The sequence below is a fragment of the Streptomyces sp. NPDC089919 genome (assembly GCF_040684615.1).
Lineage (GTDB): Bacteria > Actinomycetota > Actinomycetes > Streptomycetales > Streptomycetaceae > Streptomyces.
This window is the reverse complement of the sequence record NZ_JBFBGK010000054.1, coordinates 35,804-52,915: the sequence shown is the minus strand read 5'-3', so window position 1 is coordinate 52,915 and position 17,112 is coordinate 35,804. Positions and strand designations below refer to the sequence as shown.

At 71.3% G+C, this 17,112-nt stretch carries 14 protein-coding genes; 9 read left to right on the top strand and 5 right to left on the bottom strand.

Annotated features, from left to right (window positions below; genetic code table 11):
* Positions 1-254: 254 nt before the first annotated feature.
* On the bottom strand, positions 255-668 hold the full coding sequence (locus AB0O40_RS21820; protein ID WP_365044064.1) for a cobalamin B12-binding domain-containing protein: 414 nt from the start codon (positions 666-668) through the stop codon (positions 255-257).
* 237 nt (positions 669-905) lie between these two features.
* Between AB0O40_RS21820 and AB0O40_RS21815 the strand changes: the two genes are divergently transcribed.
* A complete protein-coding gene (locus AB0O40_RS21815; protein ID WP_365044061.1) occupies positions 906-1,700 on the top strand; it encodes an alpha/beta fold hydrolase in 795 nt (264 codons plus the stop codon).
* Positions 1,701-1,996: 296 nt separating this feature from the next.
* Positions 1,997-3,805 (top strand): peptidoglycan DD-metalloendopeptidase family protein, encoded by a 1,809-nt coding sequence (locus AB0O40_RS21810; RefSeq protein ID WP_365044058.1) that lies wholly within the window; start codon positions 1,997-1,999, stop codon positions 3,803-3,805.
* Positions 3,806-3,901: 96 nt separating this feature from the next.
* Here AB0O40_RS21810 and pcrA read toward each other — a convergent pair whose 3' ends face one another.
* Positions 3,902-6,421, bottom strand: a complete 2,520-nt coding sequence (pcrA, locus tag AB0O40_RS21805; protein WP_365044055.1) for a DNA helicase PcrA — start codon at positions 6,419-6,421, stop codon at positions 3,902-3,904.
* Positions 6,422-7,085: 664 nt separating this feature from the next.
* Between pcrA and AB0O40_RS21800 the strand changes: the two genes are divergently transcribed.
* The 6 genes from AB0O40_RS21800 (at position 7,086) to AB0O40_RS21775 (ending at position 13,480) form a co-directional block, all read left to right on the top strand.
* The gene (locus AB0O40_RS21800) at positions 7,086-8,396 is read left to right on the top strand and encodes an SUMF1/EgtB/PvdO family nonheme iron enzyme (RefSeq protein ID WP_365044052.1); all 1,311 of its coding nucleotides are present in this window, start codon (positions 7,086-7,088) and stop codon (positions 8,394-8,396) included.
* 27 nt (positions 8,397-8,423) lie between these two features.
* The gene (locus tag AB0O40_RS21795) at positions 8,424-8,906 is read left to right on the top strand and encodes a pyridoxamine 5'-phosphate oxidase family protein (protein WP_365044049.1); all 483 of its coding nucleotides are present in this window, start codon (positions 8,424-8,426) and stop codon (positions 8,904-8,906) included.
* A gap of 40 nt (positions 8,907-8,946) precedes the next feature.
* On the top strand, positions 8,947-10,203 hold the full coding sequence (locus tag AB0O40_RS21790) for an MFS transporter (RefSeq protein WP_365044046.1): 1,257 nt from the start codon (positions 8,947-8,949) through the stop codon (positions 10,201-10,203).
* A gap of 20 nt (positions 10,204-10,223) precedes the next feature.
* Positions 10,224-10,952 carry a class I SAM-dependent methyltransferase gene (locus tag AB0O40_RS21785; RefSeq protein WP_365044043.1) on the top strand — a complete coding sequence of 243 codons (729 nt, stop codon included), beginning with the start codon at positions 10,224-10,226 and terminating at the stop codon, positions 10,950-10,952.
* Positions 10,953-11,006: 54 nt separating this feature from the next.
* Positions 11,007-12,218, top strand: a complete 1,212-nt coding sequence (locus AB0O40_RS21780; protein ID WP_365044040.1) for a cytochrome P450 — start codon at positions 11,007-11,009, stop codon at positions 12,216-12,218.
* Positions 12,219-12,319: 101 nt separating this feature from the next.
* Complete coding sequence (locus AB0O40_RS21775; RefSeq protein ID WP_365044037.1) at positions 12,320-13,480, top strand: ATP-grasp domain-containing protein; 1,161 nt, start codon at positions 12,320-12,322, stop codon at positions 13,478-13,480.
* Here AB0O40_RS21775 and AB0O40_RS21770 read toward each other — a convergent pair.
* Positions 13,458-13,811 (bottom strand): hypothetical protein, encoded by a 354-nt coding sequence (locus tag AB0O40_RS21770; protein ID WP_365044034.1) that lies wholly within the window; start codon positions 13,809-13,811, stop codon positions 13,458-13,460. The genes AB0O40_RS21775 and AB0O40_RS21770 overlap by 23 nt on opposite strands.
* 202 nt (positions 13,812-14,013) lie before the next feature.
* Here AB0O40_RS21770 and AB0O40_RS21765 point away from each other — a divergent pair, with 202 nt between their 5' ends.
* On the top strand, positions 14,014-15,090 hold the full coding sequence (locus AB0O40_RS21765; protein WP_365044031.1) for an NlpC/P60 family protein: 1,077 nt from the start codon (positions 14,014-14,016) through the stop codon (positions 15,088-15,090).
* A gap of 26 nt (positions 15,091-15,116) precedes the next feature.
* On the opposite strand, the gene AB0O40_RS21760 is transcribed toward AB0O40_RS21765, so the two are convergent.
* Together AB0O40_RS21760 and AB0O40_RS21755 are read right to left on the bottom strand one after the other, a co-directional pair.
* Positions 15,117-15,803: a response regulator transcription factor gene (locus AB0O40_RS21760; protein WP_365044028.1), complete on the bottom strand. Its 687-nt coding sequence runs from the start codon at positions 15,801-15,803 to the stop codon at positions 15,117-15,119.
* 14 nt (positions 15,804-15,817) lie between these two features.
* Positions 15,818-17,104, bottom strand: coding sequence for a PspC domain-containing protein (locus tag AB0O40_RS21755; protein WP_365044025.1), 1,287 nt, complete (start codon positions 17,102-17,104; stop codon positions 15,818-15,820).
* Positions 17,105-17,112 lie beyond the last annotated feature (8 nt).

The window sequence follows — 17,112 nt, the reverse complement described above, 5'->3', positions numbered from 1 at the left end:
TCCCGAAACCGGTGGGCGCCGCCCCCGGATCCCCCGCGCCTCAAACGCCGGCGAGGCTGGGTAAGGAGACGGCGGGGCTCCGCCCCGAACCCCGCGCCTCAAACGCCGGCGGGCTGGTAAGGGGGAAAGCGGGGCTACGCCCCGACCCCGCACCGCCGCTCCGCGCCGGTCGCCTCAAACGCCGGCGAGGCTGGCACGGGGTACAGCGGGGCTTCGCGACGGGCCGGCTCGGGCGCCGCCCGCTAAGGCTGCGGTCAGGCCCCCATCGGCTCGCGGACGTTCGCGCGGACCCAGTCGACGATGGCGGTCGTGGTGGCGCCGGGGGTGAAGATCTCGGCCACGCCCTTCGCCTTCAACGGGGGGATGTCCTCTTCGGGGATGATGCCGCCGCCGAAGACCAGGATGTCCTCGGCCTCGCGCTCCCGCAGCAGGTCGATGACCTTGGCGAAGAGCGTGTTGTGCGCGCCGGAGAGGATCGACAGCCCGATCGCGTCGGCGTCCTCCTGGATCGCGGTGTCGACGATCTGCTCCGGCGTCTGGTGGAGGCCGGTGTAGATGACCTCCATGCCCGCGTCGCGCAGCGCCCGGGCGATCACCTTCGCGCCGCGGTCGTGGCCGTCGAGACCCGGCTTGGCCACCACCACACGGATCGGACCGGTCACACCCATCACTGCCTCCATGGCGACTGCGCTGTCGTCGAGAGCTGAACGACGCAAGTAAACGAACGTTAAGCACAGCATCGCGCACGACGCCGTTTCGCGGGACTCCCCGAGGGGGAAATCACACGGTGGGACACGATCGCCAGGGGAGCAGCGACGAGGTCGCCAGGCCACCGTGCCGTCAGCCGCACGGCGCGGTGGCGTGGCATCCCGGTGCCGACTCCGGAGATCCTTCGGGAGGTCGGTATGGGCATGTCACTCACCATCCCGACGACCGCGCTGCGCGCCGCCGTGCTGGAGCTGGTCATCCTCACCGGCCACCTCCTGGTGTACCCCACCGGCGTATTCGCCGAGCGCCGCCCGGCCGCCCCGCCGCGCGGGGCGGGCATCCCGCTGCGGCCGGCCGAGCGCCCGCCGGTGATCCTGCTGCACGGCTTCACCGACAACCGCTCGGTCTTCGTCCTGCTGCGCCGTACCCTCGCCGCCCACGGCCGCCATGTGGAGTCGCTCAACTACTCCCCGTTCACCACCGACCTGCGGACCGCCGCCCACCGCCTGGCCGGGTACGTCGACGACGTCCGGGCCCGCACCGGCCAGGACCGGGTGGACCTGGTCGGGCACAGCCTCGGCGGGCTGGTGGCCCGGTACTACGTCCAGTGCCTGGGCGGCGACGCCCGGGTCCGCACCGTCGTCACCCTCGGCACCCCCCACCAGGGCACCCGCATCGCCCCGCTGCTGGACGCCCATCCGGTGGTGCGCCAGATGCGACCGGACTCGGCCGTCCTGGCGGAGCTGCGGGCGCCGGCCCCCGGCTGCCGGACCCGCTTCGTGGCCTTCTGGAGCGATCTGGACCAGCTGATGGTCCCGGTCGGGACGGCCCGGCTGGACCACCCCGACCTGCTCACGGAAAACGTCCAGGTCAGCGGGGTGGGCCATCTCGCGCTGCCCACCCACCCGACCATCACCGCCCGGATCCGCGAGGTCCTGGAGGGCGACGCGCCCGGGACCGCCGGCAGCACCGACCGGTTCTCGGTCGCCTGAGTGATCACCGGGCGCCGTACCGGGCGTCAGCACGGCGCCTCGCGAAGAGCACCCCTTCCGGGGGATTCGGGACATCAGCACACGAACGCAAGTCGAACGGATTTCGAACTCAAGGCCAAGCCTCGCCCTGCCGTCGGCCGAAAGACGGCTGAATGCCCGGTTCCTGAGCCACCGGAAGGCTCCGAAGATTGTCGATGCCAGTAACCGCCGGGTACAGTCACGCCACTGCTCTCCTCCGGGGACCCCGCTCCTCCCCGGCCACCCAGGCCCCCACTGCCGAGGCGAAAGAGAAGTTGGTGAACGACCGCCCATCGTCGGGCCACTACCCGCATTCCGGGTACGACGGCCTTTCCACCACCACTTTCGCCGGTGACAGCGGCTACCCGAACGGCTACGGCGCCGGGTACGACCCGCAGTCCGCCGCCCCCGGGCACGGCCAGGACCACCCCGCGGACCAGCAGTTCGGCTACGACCCCTACGGCGGGTACGCCGCCCAGGGCGGCTACGACTCCGGCGTCCACGACGCCTCCGCCTGGAACGGCCAGGCCGACTACCTCTCGGCCATCCCCGCGCAGCAGGCCCACGACGACACCTCCGCCCAGTGGGACGCGAGCGCCTGGTCCACCGGGTACGAGCAGCCGGCGGCCTTCGGCCACGACCCCGCCCAGCAGTCCGGGCACTGGGCGATGCCGGGCTTCGAGACCGGCGCGTACGACGCCACCGCCTGGAACTCCGGTGGCGAGCCGGCCACCGGCTACGACCAGGCGTACGGGGCGGGCGCCCCCGGCTACGAGCCGACCGGCGTCTTCGAGGCCCCCGCGGCCTACGAGGCCACCCAGACCTTCGACGCCTCCCAGGCCTACGAGCAGGCGTACGAGCAGTCGTACGACCCGTCGCACGGGCAGGCCTACGACCAGGGCTACCCGCCGGCCACCGAGCAGGCCCACCCGCAGGGCCCCGGCCAGGGCTACGAGCCCACCCAGACCTTCGACGCCTCGGCCCTGGCCTACGAGGCCACCCAGACCTTCGACGCGCACACCTTCGCCGCGGCCCCGCCGTACGAAGTCCCCGCGCCGCACCAGCAGTTCCAGCAGTTCGACCCGTACGCCCCGCAGCAGCCCGGGTACGGGACGACGCCGGAGGCGACCCCGGACGCGGTCGCCTTCGCCGACGCGGCCACCATGATCGGCGAGCTGGACCTGGACTTCCCGCTCGACTCCGAGCAGGAGGCCGACGCCCGGCACGACCACGGCACCGGCCCGGACGACGAGCCCGGATCCGAGGCCCCCGCACCGGAGATCGGCCCGGCCACCGCGCCGCGTTCGGCCCGCCGCGGCACCCCCGCCCCGGCCCCGGCCGGCAACCGCGGCCGACGCCGCACCCCCGCCAAGCGCTCCGCCCTGCTGACCGTCGCCGTGCCCTCCGCCTGCGTGATGGGTGTCGCGGGCGTGGCCGCCGCCTCGGTCGGCGGGCTCACCGGCCAGCAGCCGGTCGAGGACACCACGTCGCTGGCGGCCTCGGACCCGGCCTCGGTCAAGCCGATCGCCGTCAACAACAAGCTGGACACCCAGCTGGCCGCCCTCAGCGCCGACGCCGGTGACTTCGCGGACCGCGCGAGCCGCACCCAGGAGCGCATCGACCTGCGCGAACGCCAGGAGCAGGACCGCCGCAAGCGTGCGGAGGAGGCGGCCCGCCTCGAGGCGCTGCGCCCCAAGTTCTTCCTCCCGGTCACCCAGCACGGCCTCAGCGCCGGCTTCGGCCAGTCCGGGGTCAACTGGATGTCGGTGCACACCGGCATCGACTTCCCGGTCTCGTACGGCACCCCGGTGATGGCCGCCACCGACGGCACCGTCCGCACCCAGTGGAACAGCGCCTACGGCAACATGGCCATAGTGACCTCCCCCGACGGCACCGAGACCTGGTACTGCCACCTGAGCAGCACGAAGATCCGGTCCGGCTCGGTCAAGGCCGGCCAGGTCATCGCGTACTCCGGCAACTCCGGCAACTCCACCGGCCCGCACCTGCACTTCGAGGTCCGGCCCGGCGGCGGCTCCGCCATCAACCCGCTCCCGTGGCTGCGCAGCCACGGCCTCGACCCGACGTAACCACGGTCGGCTCGAGGAACGGTCGACGTACGAAGAAACGCGGGACCCCCGGACAGGGGCCCCGCGTTTCTTCGTGTCCGGCCGCCCCGGGGCGGCTCAGAGCTTCTGCACCGGCGCGTACCGCAGCAGCAGCCGCTTGGGCTTGGCGTCCCCGAAGTCGATGGTCGCCTGGGCGTCGGCGCCCGCGCCGGCCACCTCCATGACCGTGCCGAGGCCGAACTGGTCGTGGGTGACCCGGTCGCCGACGGCCAGCGCGATCACCGGCTTGTCCGCGGCCCGGCGGGTGGCGAAGCCCGAGGGCCCCGACTTGGCGCGCGCGGCGGACAGCCCGGAGGAGAGGAAGGACTCGGGCGAGGTGCCGAAGGAGGCCTTGCCGCCGGCCCGGGAGGCCGAGATGGGCCCGGCGGGCTGCTGCGCCCCGGTCCGCTTCCAGGTGAGGTACTTCTCCGGGATCTCCTCCAGGAACCGCGAGGGCGGGTTGTAGGAGGGGGTGCCCCAGGCGCTGCGCATCGAGGAGCGGGTCAGGTACAGCCGCTCGCGGGCGCGGGTGATGCCGACGTACGCCAGCCGCCGCTCCTCCTCCAGCTCCTTGGTCTGGCCGAGCGCGCGCATGTGCGGGAAGACGCCGTCCTCCATGCCGGTCAGGAAGACCACCGGGAACTCGAGGCCCTTGGCGGTGTGCAGGGTCATCAGGGTGATGACCCCGGAGCCGTCCTCGTCCTCGTCGGGGATCTGGTCGGAGTCGGCGACCAGGGCCACCTGCTCCAGGAAGTCCGCGAGCGTGCCGCCGGTGGCGGCGCCGCCCTCGGCCCCGGCGGCCTCCGCCGCGGCCCCCCGCTCCTGCTCGAACTCCAGCGCCACGGCGGCGAGTTCCTGAAGGTTCTCGATCCGGGTCTCGTCCTGCGGGTCGGTGGAGGCCTGCAGCTCGGCGAGGTAGCCGGTGCGCTCCAGGACGGCTTCGAGGACGGTGGCCGGACCGGCCCCGGACTCGACGATGGTGCGCAGTTCCTCCATCAGGACGTTGAACCGCTTGACGGCGTTGGTGGAGCGGGCGGCCATGCCGTAGGCCTCGTCGACCCGGCGCAGGGCCTGCGGGAAGGTGATCCGCTCGCGGTGCGCGAGGGCGTCGATCATCGCCTCGGCGCGCTCGCCGATGCCGCGCTTGGGGACGTTCATGATCCGGCGGAGCGGGACGACGTCCTCCGGGTTCGCGAGCACGCGCAGGTACGCGAGGATGTCGCGGACCTCCTTGCGCTCGTAGAAGCGGACGCCGCCGACGACCTTGTAGGGCAGGCCGACCCGGATGAAGATCTCTTCGAAGACGCGGGACTGGGCGTTGGTGCGGTAGAAGACGGCGACGTCGCCGGCCTTCGCGTCGCCCGCGTCGGTGAGCCGGTCGATCTCGTCGGCGACGAACTGCGCCTCGTCGTGCTCGGTGTCCGCGACGTAGCCGGTGATCTCGGCGCCGGTGCCGGCGTCGGTCCACAGGTTCTTGGGGCGGCGGTTCTCGTTGCGCTCGATGACGGCGTTGGCGGCGGACAGGATCGTCTGGGTGGAGCGGTAGTTCTGCTCCAGCAGGATCGTGGTGGCGTCGCCGTAGTCCTCCTCGAACTGGAGGATGTTGCGGATGGTCGCGCCGCGGAAGGCGTAGATCGACTGGTCGGCGTCGCCGACCACGCAGAGCTCGGCGGGCGGCAGGTCGGGGTAGCCGGGGCCGACCAGCTCGCGCACCAGGGTGTACTGGGCGTGGTTGGTGTCCTGGTACTCGTCGACCAGGACGTGCCGGAAGCGGCGGCGGTAGTGCTCGGCCACGTCCGGGAAGGCCTGGAGGAGGTGGACCGTGGTCATGATGATGTCGTCGAAGTCGAGGGCGTTGGCCTCGCGCAGCCGCGACTGGTACATGGCGTAGGCCTGGGCCAGGGTCTTCTCGAAGCCGTCGGCGGCCTGGCCGGCGAAGGCCTCGTCGTCGATCAGTTCGTTCTTGAGGTTGGAGACCTTGGCGTTGAAGGACTTCGGCGGGAACTTCTTGGGGTCCAGGTCGAGGTCCCGGCAGACCAGCGCCATCAGGCGCTTGGAGTCGGCCGCGTCGTAGATCGAGAAGGACGAGGTGAAGCCGAGGCGCTTGGACTCGCGGCGCAGGATGCGGACGCAGGCGCTGTGGAAGGTGGACACCCACATCGCGTTGGCCCGGGGGCCGACCAGGCCCTCCACGCGCTCCTTCATCTCGCCGGCGGCCTTGTTGGTGAAGGTGATCGCGAGGATCTGGCCGGGGTGGACGTTCCGCGCGGCCAGCAGGTGGCCGATGCGGTGGGTGAGCACCCGGGTCTTGCCGGAGCCGGCGCCGGCCACGATGAGCAGCGGGGAGCCGTGGTGGACCACGGCGGCGCGCTGCTCGGTGTTCAGGCCGTCCAGCAGCGTGGCGGGGTCGATCACCGGCCTGGGGGCGCCGTCGCGGTAGTACGCGTCCCCGGTCATGGGCACGTCGAACTTCCCGTCGAACAGGTCGTCCGCGGGCTCTTCGGGGGCGTATCCGCCGTGCTCCTCCGGGGGCGGCGGGGGCTCCTCGCCGGCGGGGGTCAGGTCGGCCAGGAAGCTGTCGTCAAAGAGGCTGCTCATCGCCCTCCGAGTCTAGGGGGCCGGACCGACAGGCGGACCCCTGTTCCGCAGGAGGAGCGGGCAGGAGACGCAGCGCACCGGGCCGATGACCCGCCGTCACTCACCGAGCGTGTGCCCACGCAAAGAGTCATTCCGGAATTCCCGCCTCCCAATAAACATGACGGAATGCGGTCGAGTTTTTGTGATGGCCGCGTGATGGTCGCGCGACGACCCCGTGACGACCGGGCGATCATATTCCGCCAAGCCGTCGGCGGTGCGACGCGAACGAGCAGGTCAGGTGCCGTCCACCTGGCCGAATAGTGGCTACAGGATAAACGCCGGAGCCGTCCCCCCTTTGTGACGGAACCGCCAAAACGCTCAACAAACTATGAACCACGTCACATGATCACATCTTGATCGCCATATACCCCCGACGTAGATTCGTTTTCCGAAAGCAGATTGCGAGAGGGGGTGAACAGCATGACGGACGAGACTTTCCTCGAGACGCGCGATGAGGACGACAAGACCATCGCGAAGTGGGAGGCCTAAGCCCCCTCACAACGGTGCCGCTGCCCATTCGCAGTGGGCAGCGGCACCGTTGCGTCGAATTCTTTTTCGGTAACCGGAACACCCAGCAGCAGCGCACCCGCGGAAGACCGCCAGAAAAGCACGAAGGAGATTCGCGTTGACATCTCACCAGCATGAGGTGCAGGTCGGGGAAGCGATTTCCTCTGCCGAAAAGCTCGCCGACGAGGGCAGGATCGCCGACATCTGCGAGCTGGCGCGCGAGCACCGCGAGTGGCGGGTGCGGGCCGCTTGCATCGTCCTGCTCGGTGAGCGTTTCTCCGACGACAAGGACGCGAAGGAGGCCATCGCCTACGGCACCCACGACCCGGTCGACCAGGTGGCCTTCACGGCCATTCGGACCGCGGGCGAAAAGCGTGTCGACACGGCGATCCGGGACCTGATCGGCATTTCCGGGTGGCCGAGCAAGCTGACCCGTGACCACACCAGCAAGCCGGTCGGATTCGGCGCGGCCTACACCAAGCACGCACTGCTCTCGATCTTCGGGAGCGACGATCCGGACACGCTGCGACGGCTCGAGGACGAGCACTTCGCCGGCCTGCGCGAGCAGGTGGCCGCCCGGAAGCGCCAGCGCAACCACGAGGACGTCGTGCTCGTCCCCGGCGGACCCTTCATCGCCGGCGCCTCGCAGCAGCAGATCCAAGCGGTGTACGAGCAGTTCGGCTCGTTCAAGATGAACGACCAGGACAACCGCCTGCGGGTCGTCGAACTGCCGTCGTACCACATCGACAGGCTGGCCGTGACGAACCGGCGGTACGCGGAATTCCTCGCCGACGCCCGGGACACCGCGGAGTTCGACCACCGGGACCAGCCGATCGGCCACGACCACACCCCGGCACACTGGCACGACCCGCGCTTCAACCACCCCGACCAGCCGGTGGTGGGTGTCGACTGGTACGACGCCTGGGCGTTCGCCACCTGGGCGGGTGGGCGGCTCCCCACCGAGGACGAGTGGGAGAAGGCGGCCCGCGGCACCGACGGGCGCGTCTTCCCGTGGGGGAACGAGTGGAACTCCGAGTGCGCCAACGACGTCTCGCGGTCGTTCGGCGTCTCGCCCCAGAACCGCGACGAACTCGAGGCGCTCCTCCTCTCGGCGCACTCCGAGTACCCCAAGACCCCCGTGCTGCCCGCGGACGCCCTGCCGGAGGGGGCCAGTCCGTACGGCGCCCTCAACATGGTGGGCAACGTGTGGGAGATGACCTCGACGAACTTCTACACCAAGGAAGAGATGGACCCCTTCCTCAAGGGCAGGAAGCCGGTCGAGTTCATGAACCGCAAGGAAGCCTTCTTCGTGCTGCGCGGCGGCACCTGGACCTCGCCCCCGGTGTGCATGACCACGTACTACCGCGGCAAGGACCTCATCACCGACCGGCACAACGAGATCACCTTCCGCTGTGTCTACCCTGCCTGACGGGCACATGATCAGAGGTGCGCTGCTGTGCCCACGGTAAGGATCAAACGGCAGGGCCAGGCCCTCGAGCCGATGACGGACGCGCCGTTCGACGTCGAGGAGTTCCTTCGCCAACCGCTGGTCGTGCGCATCGCCACCGGCAAGAGGGTGGTGCGGCCGACCTGGTTCCTCTGGGAGGACGAGGCCTTCTGGGTCTTCACCGGCCAGTGGTCCCGGCTGGCGGACCGGCTCCGCGCCGATTCGGCCTTCGAACTCGTCGTCGACACCTGTGACATCCGCACCGGGCGGACGCTCCAGGTCATCGCCCGGGGCCACGGCTCGGCCGTCGAATGGGACGCGGCCCGGGCCCGTCGCAAGCTCGTCAGGTATCTGGGCCCGGACGAGAGCCTTTGGGACGACCGGTTCAAGGTGAAAGAGGGACCCGCAGAAGGAATCTGGTGGGTCAGACTCGTGCCGGACACGCTCTGGATCTCAGATCAGTCATTCACGCCGTCCATCAGCGGTCGTTGAACCTCCTGCCGAACAGACCTGGCACATAGGGTGAAATTGTATGGCGCAATCCACGCAGCAGGAGATGTCCTACGGTCAGGCCCTGAAGGGGTCTCGCCTTTCCTTCTTCCTGGCCGGCGTCGGCTTTTCCAGCATCGGCGACGGCATGCTCATCTCCACGATCCCCCTGGTGGCCATCGGGATCCACGGGAGCATGCCGATCGCGTTTGCAGTCTCACTCACCGCTGCCGCCGCCTACGTCTCCTCCGTGTGCCTCGCGATCCCCTTCAGCCTGGGAAGACTCCGATTTCCGGTAAAGACCTCCCTGATAGCGGACTGCCTGCTGCGGGGTGTGACCCTTGCCGCCCTGGGTGTGGCGGCCGCCGGCGGATCCCTCAGCATCGAAGTCCTGATCGGCGCGCTCCTGGTGGGTTCGTGCCTGCGGTCCCTGTCCGCCTCCGGAATCAGGCTGGCGGCGATCAGCCTGGTGCCGAGCCACGGCCGGTACGCGGTGAACGGACTGCTGTCCACCGTCAGGCAGTTCGCCCTCTACGTGGCGGGGCCCGCCCTCGGTGGACTGGTCGCCGCCGTGTTCAGCCCCGAGTGGGCCCTGGTCATCGACGGGGCGACCTTCCTACCCCTGCTCGTCGCCACGCTCGTGACGCTGTCCTCCGAGCCCCCGGCGCCCGCCGGCCCCGAAAGGACCGAGTCCGGGCTGAAGGTGCTCCGCACCCTGCCCATCGCCTGGCGGCTGCTCGTCATCGTGTTCTTCTACAACCTGTTCTACATGCCGGTGGAAGTGGCGCTCCCGCTGTTCGTCGACGGTCCGCTGGCGGGTAACGGCAAGGCGCTGGGCATCGTCTGGACGCTCTTCGGTGCGGGCGCGATCATCGGTGCACTCGCCACGAACCACCTGCGCCACGTCCCCCAGCGGCCGCTCCTCATCGGCATCGTCGCCGGCTGGGGCGCCGCCATGATCGGCCTGGCGAGCGCGCAGAGCGTGCTGTGGGCCTCGATCGCGTTCTTCGTCGCGGGTGTCATCTACGCGCCGTTCACCCCTGTCGCGTACACGTACCTGCACACCTTCCTCTCGGAGGAGGAGGCGCAGCCGGTCATCACGCTGTGGTCCACCGTCTCCACGCTGGCCGCCCCGCTGGGGCTGGCCGCCGCCGGCCCGCTGGTCTACGCCCTCGGGGGCAGGGGCAGCATCTTCCTTTCGGCCCTCGTCACCCTCGCTCTTTCCTTCGTCGCCTGGCGAATCATCGGATCGCAGCCGAGTCCCGATCCGCGGCAACCGGACGGACAAACCTCAGAATGACTCAAGGAGAGAGTGCCGGGATGGACTACGACATCGCTGCGTACGGGGAACACCGCCCGGAGTACGACTCGATGAGCTGGGCGCTGCGGCACGACGAGGACGAGGCGAGCAGCTTCCTGGCCGCCCTCGCACCGGGTGGCCGCGCGCTGGAGCTGGGTATCGGCACGGGACGGGTCGCGCTGCCGCTGGCCGGCCGGGGCCTGAAGGTGGTCGGCGTCGAAGGCTCCCCCACCATGGCGGCCGGGCTCGAGCGGAACGTCGGCGACGAGGACGTCGAGGTGGTCATCGGGGATTTCGCCGATGTGCCGGTCGAGGGCGAGTTCGACCTCGTCTACTGCATCAGCGAGACGTTCTTCCTGCTGCCCACCCAGGAGAGCCAGGTCCGCTGTGTGCGGAACGCGGCGGAACACCTGCCGGAGGGCGGCCTGTTCGTCATCCAGGCGTTCGTCCCCGACCACGATCTGTACTGCGCCAACCAGAGCACCGGTACCCGCGTGGTCGGCGACCGGAACGCGATCATCTCCGCCCGCCGGCACGACCGGGCCGAGCAGCGCGTCGAACTGCAGAGCATCCAGCTCCGGGAGGACGGGAACACGTTCTACCCCATGCTGTACCGCTACGTGTGGCCCTCCGAACTCGACCTCATGGCGCAACTGGCGGGCCTTACCCGTGTCTCGCGTGCGGGCGGCTGGCGCGGCGAGCGCTACACGGGATCCGGTGAGTACGTGGCGGTCTACCGCAAGAACTGACGCCGGCAGGCGCGACCGCATCCTGTGCCCCCGCTGGTGAAAGGTAAGGCTGACATGCAGAACACTCTCCCCCGGTTGCCGTTCCACAGGAACGGCGTCTTCGATCTGCCGAAGGAGCTCCGCGAGCTGCAGCGCAGGGCGTCTCCGACGAAGGTGCTCACGCCTTCGGGGGACGAAGCCTGGCTCGTCACCCGCTACGCGGACGTGCGCCCCCTCCTCGCGGACACCCGGCTCGGTCGCGCCCACCCGGCTCCCGACCGGGCACCGGTCCTGATCAAGTCGGCGTTGAGCACCGCGGGTCCGGTCGGGAACTACGCGTCCGAGCGGGAGGACCACGCGCGGTACCGGCGCAGGCTCACGCCGGCGTTCTCGGCGAAGCGGATGAAGGCGCTGCGCGGACGGACCGAGGAGACCCTGGCGGGCATCCTCGAGGAGATGGCCGGACTCCCGGGACCGGTCGACCTGCACGAGACCGTGTCGATGCCGCTGTCCCTGCTCGTCATCTGCGAGCTCCTGGGCGTCCCGTACGAGGACCACGCCCGGTTCCGCGCCTGGTTCGACGGCATGTCCAGCATGACGGACTTCGAGCGGTCGACCGGTGCCCGCCAGGAGCTGTCGGAGTACATGCGCGAGCTTGCGCGGCGCAAGCTCGCCGCCCCCGGCGAGGACCTGGTCAGCGACCTGGTGCTCTCGGGGACGATGGACCTGGCTCCCCGGGATCCCGGCAGCGTGGCCAGGCTCGACGACCTCTCCTACGTGGCCGCGTCCCTGCTCTTCGCGGGCTACCGGACCACGGCGATCAAGGTCGACCAGGGCATGATGCTGCTGCTGACCAACGAGTCGCAGCGCGCCGCCCTGTACGAGGACCCGTCCCTGGCGGACACCGCGGTGGAGGAGGTGCTGCGGTACTCGTCACCGGACCTCCCGCTGCTCCGGTACGCCCGGGAGGACCTGGACATCGCCGGGACGCGCGTGAAGCTGGGCGAGGCGGTGCTGCTTTCGACGCTGGCCGCGAACCGTGACGCCGCCGTCTTCCCGGAACCCGAGGCCTTCGACATCAGGCGCGATCCCAACCCGCACCTGTCCTTCGGCCACGGACCCCGCCTCTGCGTGGGGGCGACGCTCGCCCGGCTGGAGATCGCCACGGCCTTCAGGATGCTGCTGCAGCGCTTCCCCGGACTGCGCCTCGCCGTTCCGGCGGAGGACATCACCAGGCGGAACGGCGTGCTGATCGGCGGGCTCTCGTCCGTTCCGGTGCAGTGGTAGGCGCAGTTCCCGAACCGATGGAAGACAACCTTGGAGGGCACGTGTCCGCGGCCGTACTCGTGATGGGCTGTTCCCCTCGGTCACTGCACGGCCGTGATCAGATGAAGCGTCTGCACGCCCAGGCCCGGGCCCGCGGCGTCCAGCTCGTCGGCGCGGACAACCCCCGGAGCCTGGCCGACGCGGACACCTCGCTCTTCGCCTCCGTCGTGGCCTGCGACGTGGAGGACCCGGCCGCCGCCGTCGAGGCGCTGCGGCAGGTGGAAGCCGATCTCGTGGGCGGCCTGGCCTTCCGCGACCTGTGCGTCGAGCCCCTGGCCGCGGTCGGTGAGGCACTCGGCTTCCCGTGCATCAGCACGCTGACGGCGCACACCACCCGGAACAAGGACCTGTGCCGGGAGCGGTTGCGGGCGGCGGGCCTGCCGCAACCTGCGTCCCGGCTGGTCCAGGGGCGGGCGGAGGCGCTGGAGTTCATGGCGACGACCGCGCCCGGGCCCTGGATATTCAAGCCGCGGGACGGCATGGGCAGCGCCCACGTCGACCTGGTCCGCTCGGCGGACGAGGTGGACGCGGCGCTTGCCGGGCGCCCCCAGGATGTGCCGTTCCTGGTCGAGGAGTTCGTCGCCGGCCCCGAGTTCTCCGCCGACGGCCTGGCGGTGGGCGGCCGGCCCGTCGTCGTCGCGGTGGCGCAGAAGTCGGTGGGAGCGCGGTTCGTGGAGACCGGGCACCGCATTCCCGCGGACCTCTCCGCCGCCCAGTCGCAGGAGGCCCACGAGCAGGTGGAGCGGGCCCTGCTCGCGGTGGGGCTGACCCACGGGCTCTTCCACGTCGAGTTCTGGCTGACCGGGGCCGGCGTCGTCCTGGGGGAGATCCACGGGCGGCCGGGCGGGGCGTTCATCCCGACCATGGCCGAATACGTGCGCCCCGGGTTCGAGCTGTACGGAACGTACGTGGACGACGCCCTCGGTATCGAACCGAGCCGGCTGCCGGCCCTTTCGCGGAGCGCCGGCATGCGGCACGTCATCGTCGAGCCGCCCGGCCGGCTCGTGTCGGTGTCGGGGTGGGAGGAGGCGGTCTCCGCCCCCGAGGTGATGGCGGCCGGGCTCTCGGTGCAGCCCGGGGACGAGATCGTCCCGGTGTCCTGGTCGGCCGACCGGCACGGCTTCGTCGTGGTCGGGGGCGCATCGGGGGCGGAGGTCGACGCCCGGCTGGATCAGATCCGGGACCGCATGGACTTCGCGGTCACGTCCACAGGACCGCGATGAAGACGTTGGTCATGGTGAGCGCGCCGACGGCGGCGAACAGCCCCTTCTCCACGCGCTCCTCGTCCCGCTTGACGTAGACCAGGGCGAGGACGACGAAGAGGATCGCCAGCTTCACGCCGATCTTGACGTTGTTCACGGTGTGGTCGTCCGCCTGGTTCAGGCCGACCAGGGCCACGCCGGTGACCAGCATGGTCAGCGCGCCGTGCAGCATGGCGGGCACGAAGCGCGCCGTGCCGGCGCCCATCGCCTTCATCTGGGTGAGGAAGCCGCCGAGCAGCGAGGCGATGCCGATGATGTGCAGGCCGACGAAGACATTGATGAGTACGTCCATGGCCGCGAGCCTACGGTCCGGGCTTTTCCGGACCGGTGCGGGGGTGGATCCCGTCGGATTCGCTCGCTTGCGGTCATCGGGTGCGAGGACCGGGACAGTTGCGGTCATTCCGTCATCCCGCCGTGACCTACAGGTTTAGCGTCCTCCCCCAAGAAGTCCGCGCCCTCCGGGGCCGCGCCGACGGAAGGACGTGAGTGCCCTCGTGGCCAGTCATCGAAAGCCCAGGCAGCGCCCGCTCGCCGGCGGCACCGTGAGGACCGCCGCCACCCTCGCCCTGGCGGGCGCTGCGACCGCGACCGCGTTCGACGGCTCGTCCGTCGCGGAGCCCAGGCTCACCCCGGCCCAGGTCAAGGCCCGGGTGGACCGGCTCTACGAGGAGGCCGAGACCGCCACCGAGCAGTACAACGGGGCGAAGGAGAAGACGGACACGGCCCGCCGCTCGCTCGACGCGCTGCGCGAGGAGGCCGCCCGCAAGAACGCCACCCTCACCACCGCGCGCAACGCCCTGGGCTCGCTCGCCGCCTCCCAGTACCGCAGCGGGGGCCTGGGCCCGGCCATGCAGCTCGCGCTCTCCGCCGACCCGGAGCAGTACCTCGCCCGGGCCGCGCTGATCGAGCGCGCCGGGGACCGGGGCGCCGCCGAGGTCGCGACCGTGCAGCGCAAGGCGGCGGAGGTGCGCGCCCTCCAGGACAAGGCCACCGCCGCCCTGACGCAGCTGCGCGCCCGGCAGGACGAACTGGCCCGCCACAAGAGCGTGATCGAGGCCAAGCTCGCCGAGGCCAAGCGGCTGCTGGCCCGGCTCACCGCCGAGGAGCGGGCCCGGATCGAGGCCTCCGACAGCCACCGCGACGCCACCGGCGGCGGCAGCACCGCCGACCGCGGGACGCCCGCCCCGACGCGCCGGGCCACCGAGCCGCCCCCGGCGGCCGGCTCCCGGGCCGCGCGGGCGGTGGCCTTCGCCTACTCGGCCCTCGGCAAGCCGTACGTCTGGGGCGCCACCGGGCCCGGTGCCTTCGACTGCTCCGGGCTGACCCAGGCCGCCTGGCGGGCCGCCGGGGTCGCCCTGCCGCGCACCACCTACACCCAGATCAACGCCGGCCACCGGGTCTCCCGCTCCCAACTGGCCCCCGGCGACCTGGTCTTCTTCTACTCCGGGATCAGCCACGTCGGGCTCTACATCGGCGGCGGCAAGATGATCCACGCCCCGCACCCGGGCGCCCCGGTGCGGGTGGCGCCGATCGACCAGATGCCCTTCGCGGGCGCCAGCCGGCCGCTCTGAGCCCCGGCGGCCCGCCCCGGGCGCCGTCAGACCAGGCGGCGGGCGGTGGCCCAGCGGGTGAGCTCGTGCCGGTTGGAGAGCTGGAGCTTGCGCAGCACCGCGGAGACGTGCGACTCGACCGTCTTCACCGAGATGAAGAGCTGCTTGGCGATCTCCTTGTAGGCGTAGCCGCGCGCGATCAGGCGCAGCACCTCGCGCTCCCGCTGGGTGAGCCGGTCCAGGTCCTCGTCCACCGGCGGGGCGTCCGTCGAGGCGAAGGCGTCGAGCACGAAGCCGGCCAGCCGGGGCGAGAAGACCGCGTCGCCCTCCTGCACCCGGAAGACCGAGTCGACCAGGTCGGTGCCGGTGATGGTCTTGGTGACGTACCCGCGGGCGCCGCCGCGGATGACCCCGATCACGTCCTCGGCCGCGTCGGAGACCGACAGCGCGAGGAAGCGCACCGACTGCTCGCCGGCCGCCATCAGCGGGGCGCAGCGGCGCAGCACCTCGACCCCGCCGCCGCCCGGCAGGTGGACGTCGAGCAGCACCACCTCGGGCCGGGTGGCGTTGATGACGGTGACGGCCTGGTCGACGTCGGCGGCCTCGCCGACCACCTCCACGCCGGTCCGCGCGGTCTCGCCGATCTCCGCCTGGACCCCGGCGCGGAACATCCGGTGGTCGTCGACGAGCACCACCCGGACCCGCCGGCCGGCCGCTGCGTTCTCTTCGGTCATGCCCTGCTCCCCGGTCATTGCGGCGCCCTCTCCATCTCCAGCTCGACTTCCGTGCCCCCGTCGGGCGCGGACCGCAGGCGCGCGGTCCCGCCGTACCGCTGCATCCGGCCGATGATCGATTCTCGTACGCCCATCCGGTCCTGCGGTACCGCGTCGAGGTCGAAGCCCGGGCCCCGGTCGCGCACCGAGACGAACACCGAGCCGCCCTCGACCTCGGCGTAGACCTGGACCGGACCGCCCTCGCCACCGTACTTGGCGGCGTTGACCATCGCCTCGCGCGCGGCCTGGACCTGGGCGAGCAGCCGCTCGTCCAGCGGGCAGTCGCCGACCACCACGACCTCGATGGGCACGCCGTGGTGGTCCTCCACCTCGGCGGCGGACTTCTTGACGGCCTCCGCCAGGGTCTCCGGGGCCTGCGCCTCGTCCTTGCCGGTGCCCTCGGGCTTGTAGAGCCAGTTGCGCAGCTCGCGCTCCTGGGCCCGGGCCAGCCGCCGCACCTCGCCGGCGTCCTCGGCGCCCCGCTGGATGAGCGTGAGCGTGTGCAGCACCGAGTCGTGGACGTGCGCGGCGACCTCGGCCCGCTCCTGGGCGCGGATGCGCATCAGGCGCTCCGACGAGAGGTCCTGCGTCAGCCGGATGAACCACGGGCCGGCGAGCAGGGCGATGCCGACCAGGACGGCGAGCGCGGCGGTGAGGACGTTGCCCAGCTGGGCCGCCGAGCCGCGGACCACGATGAAGACGGTGACGCCGACGCCGACCAGGCCGACCCCGGCGAGGGCCCGGGCCAGCGCCAGCAGCCGGCCGTGCCGGCGCGAGACGTCGCTCCAGTGCGCCCGGCGGGCGTTGTCCGCCTGCCGCCATACGAGGACCACGCCGGCCGCGACCAGCAGCGCGGGCCAGACGTACCGGCCCGAGGCCCCGCCCATCTGGACCTTGGACACGAAGATCGCGGCGCCGCCGGCCAGCAGCAGCAGCGCGAAGACCTGGCCCCGGTCGGGCTTGCGCAGCCGCCGCCGGCCGTCGGGCAGTTCCTCGAAGAGCGAGCGGTCCTCGGGCGTGCCGCCCTGGCCGAGCGGGACGACCACCCAGAAGACCGCGTACAGCGGCACGCCCAGGCCGTCCCCGAAGAGGAACAGGGCGAGGAAAGCCAGCCGGACCCAGATCACCGGCAGCCCGAGGTGTCCGGCGAGCCCCCGGGCGACACCGCCCAGCAGGCGCCCCTCGGCGCTGCGGTACAGCTTGCGCACCGGCTCTTCGGCATCGGGCGCGTGGTGCGGGGGACGGGGCGCGGCAACTGGCATGTCACCGA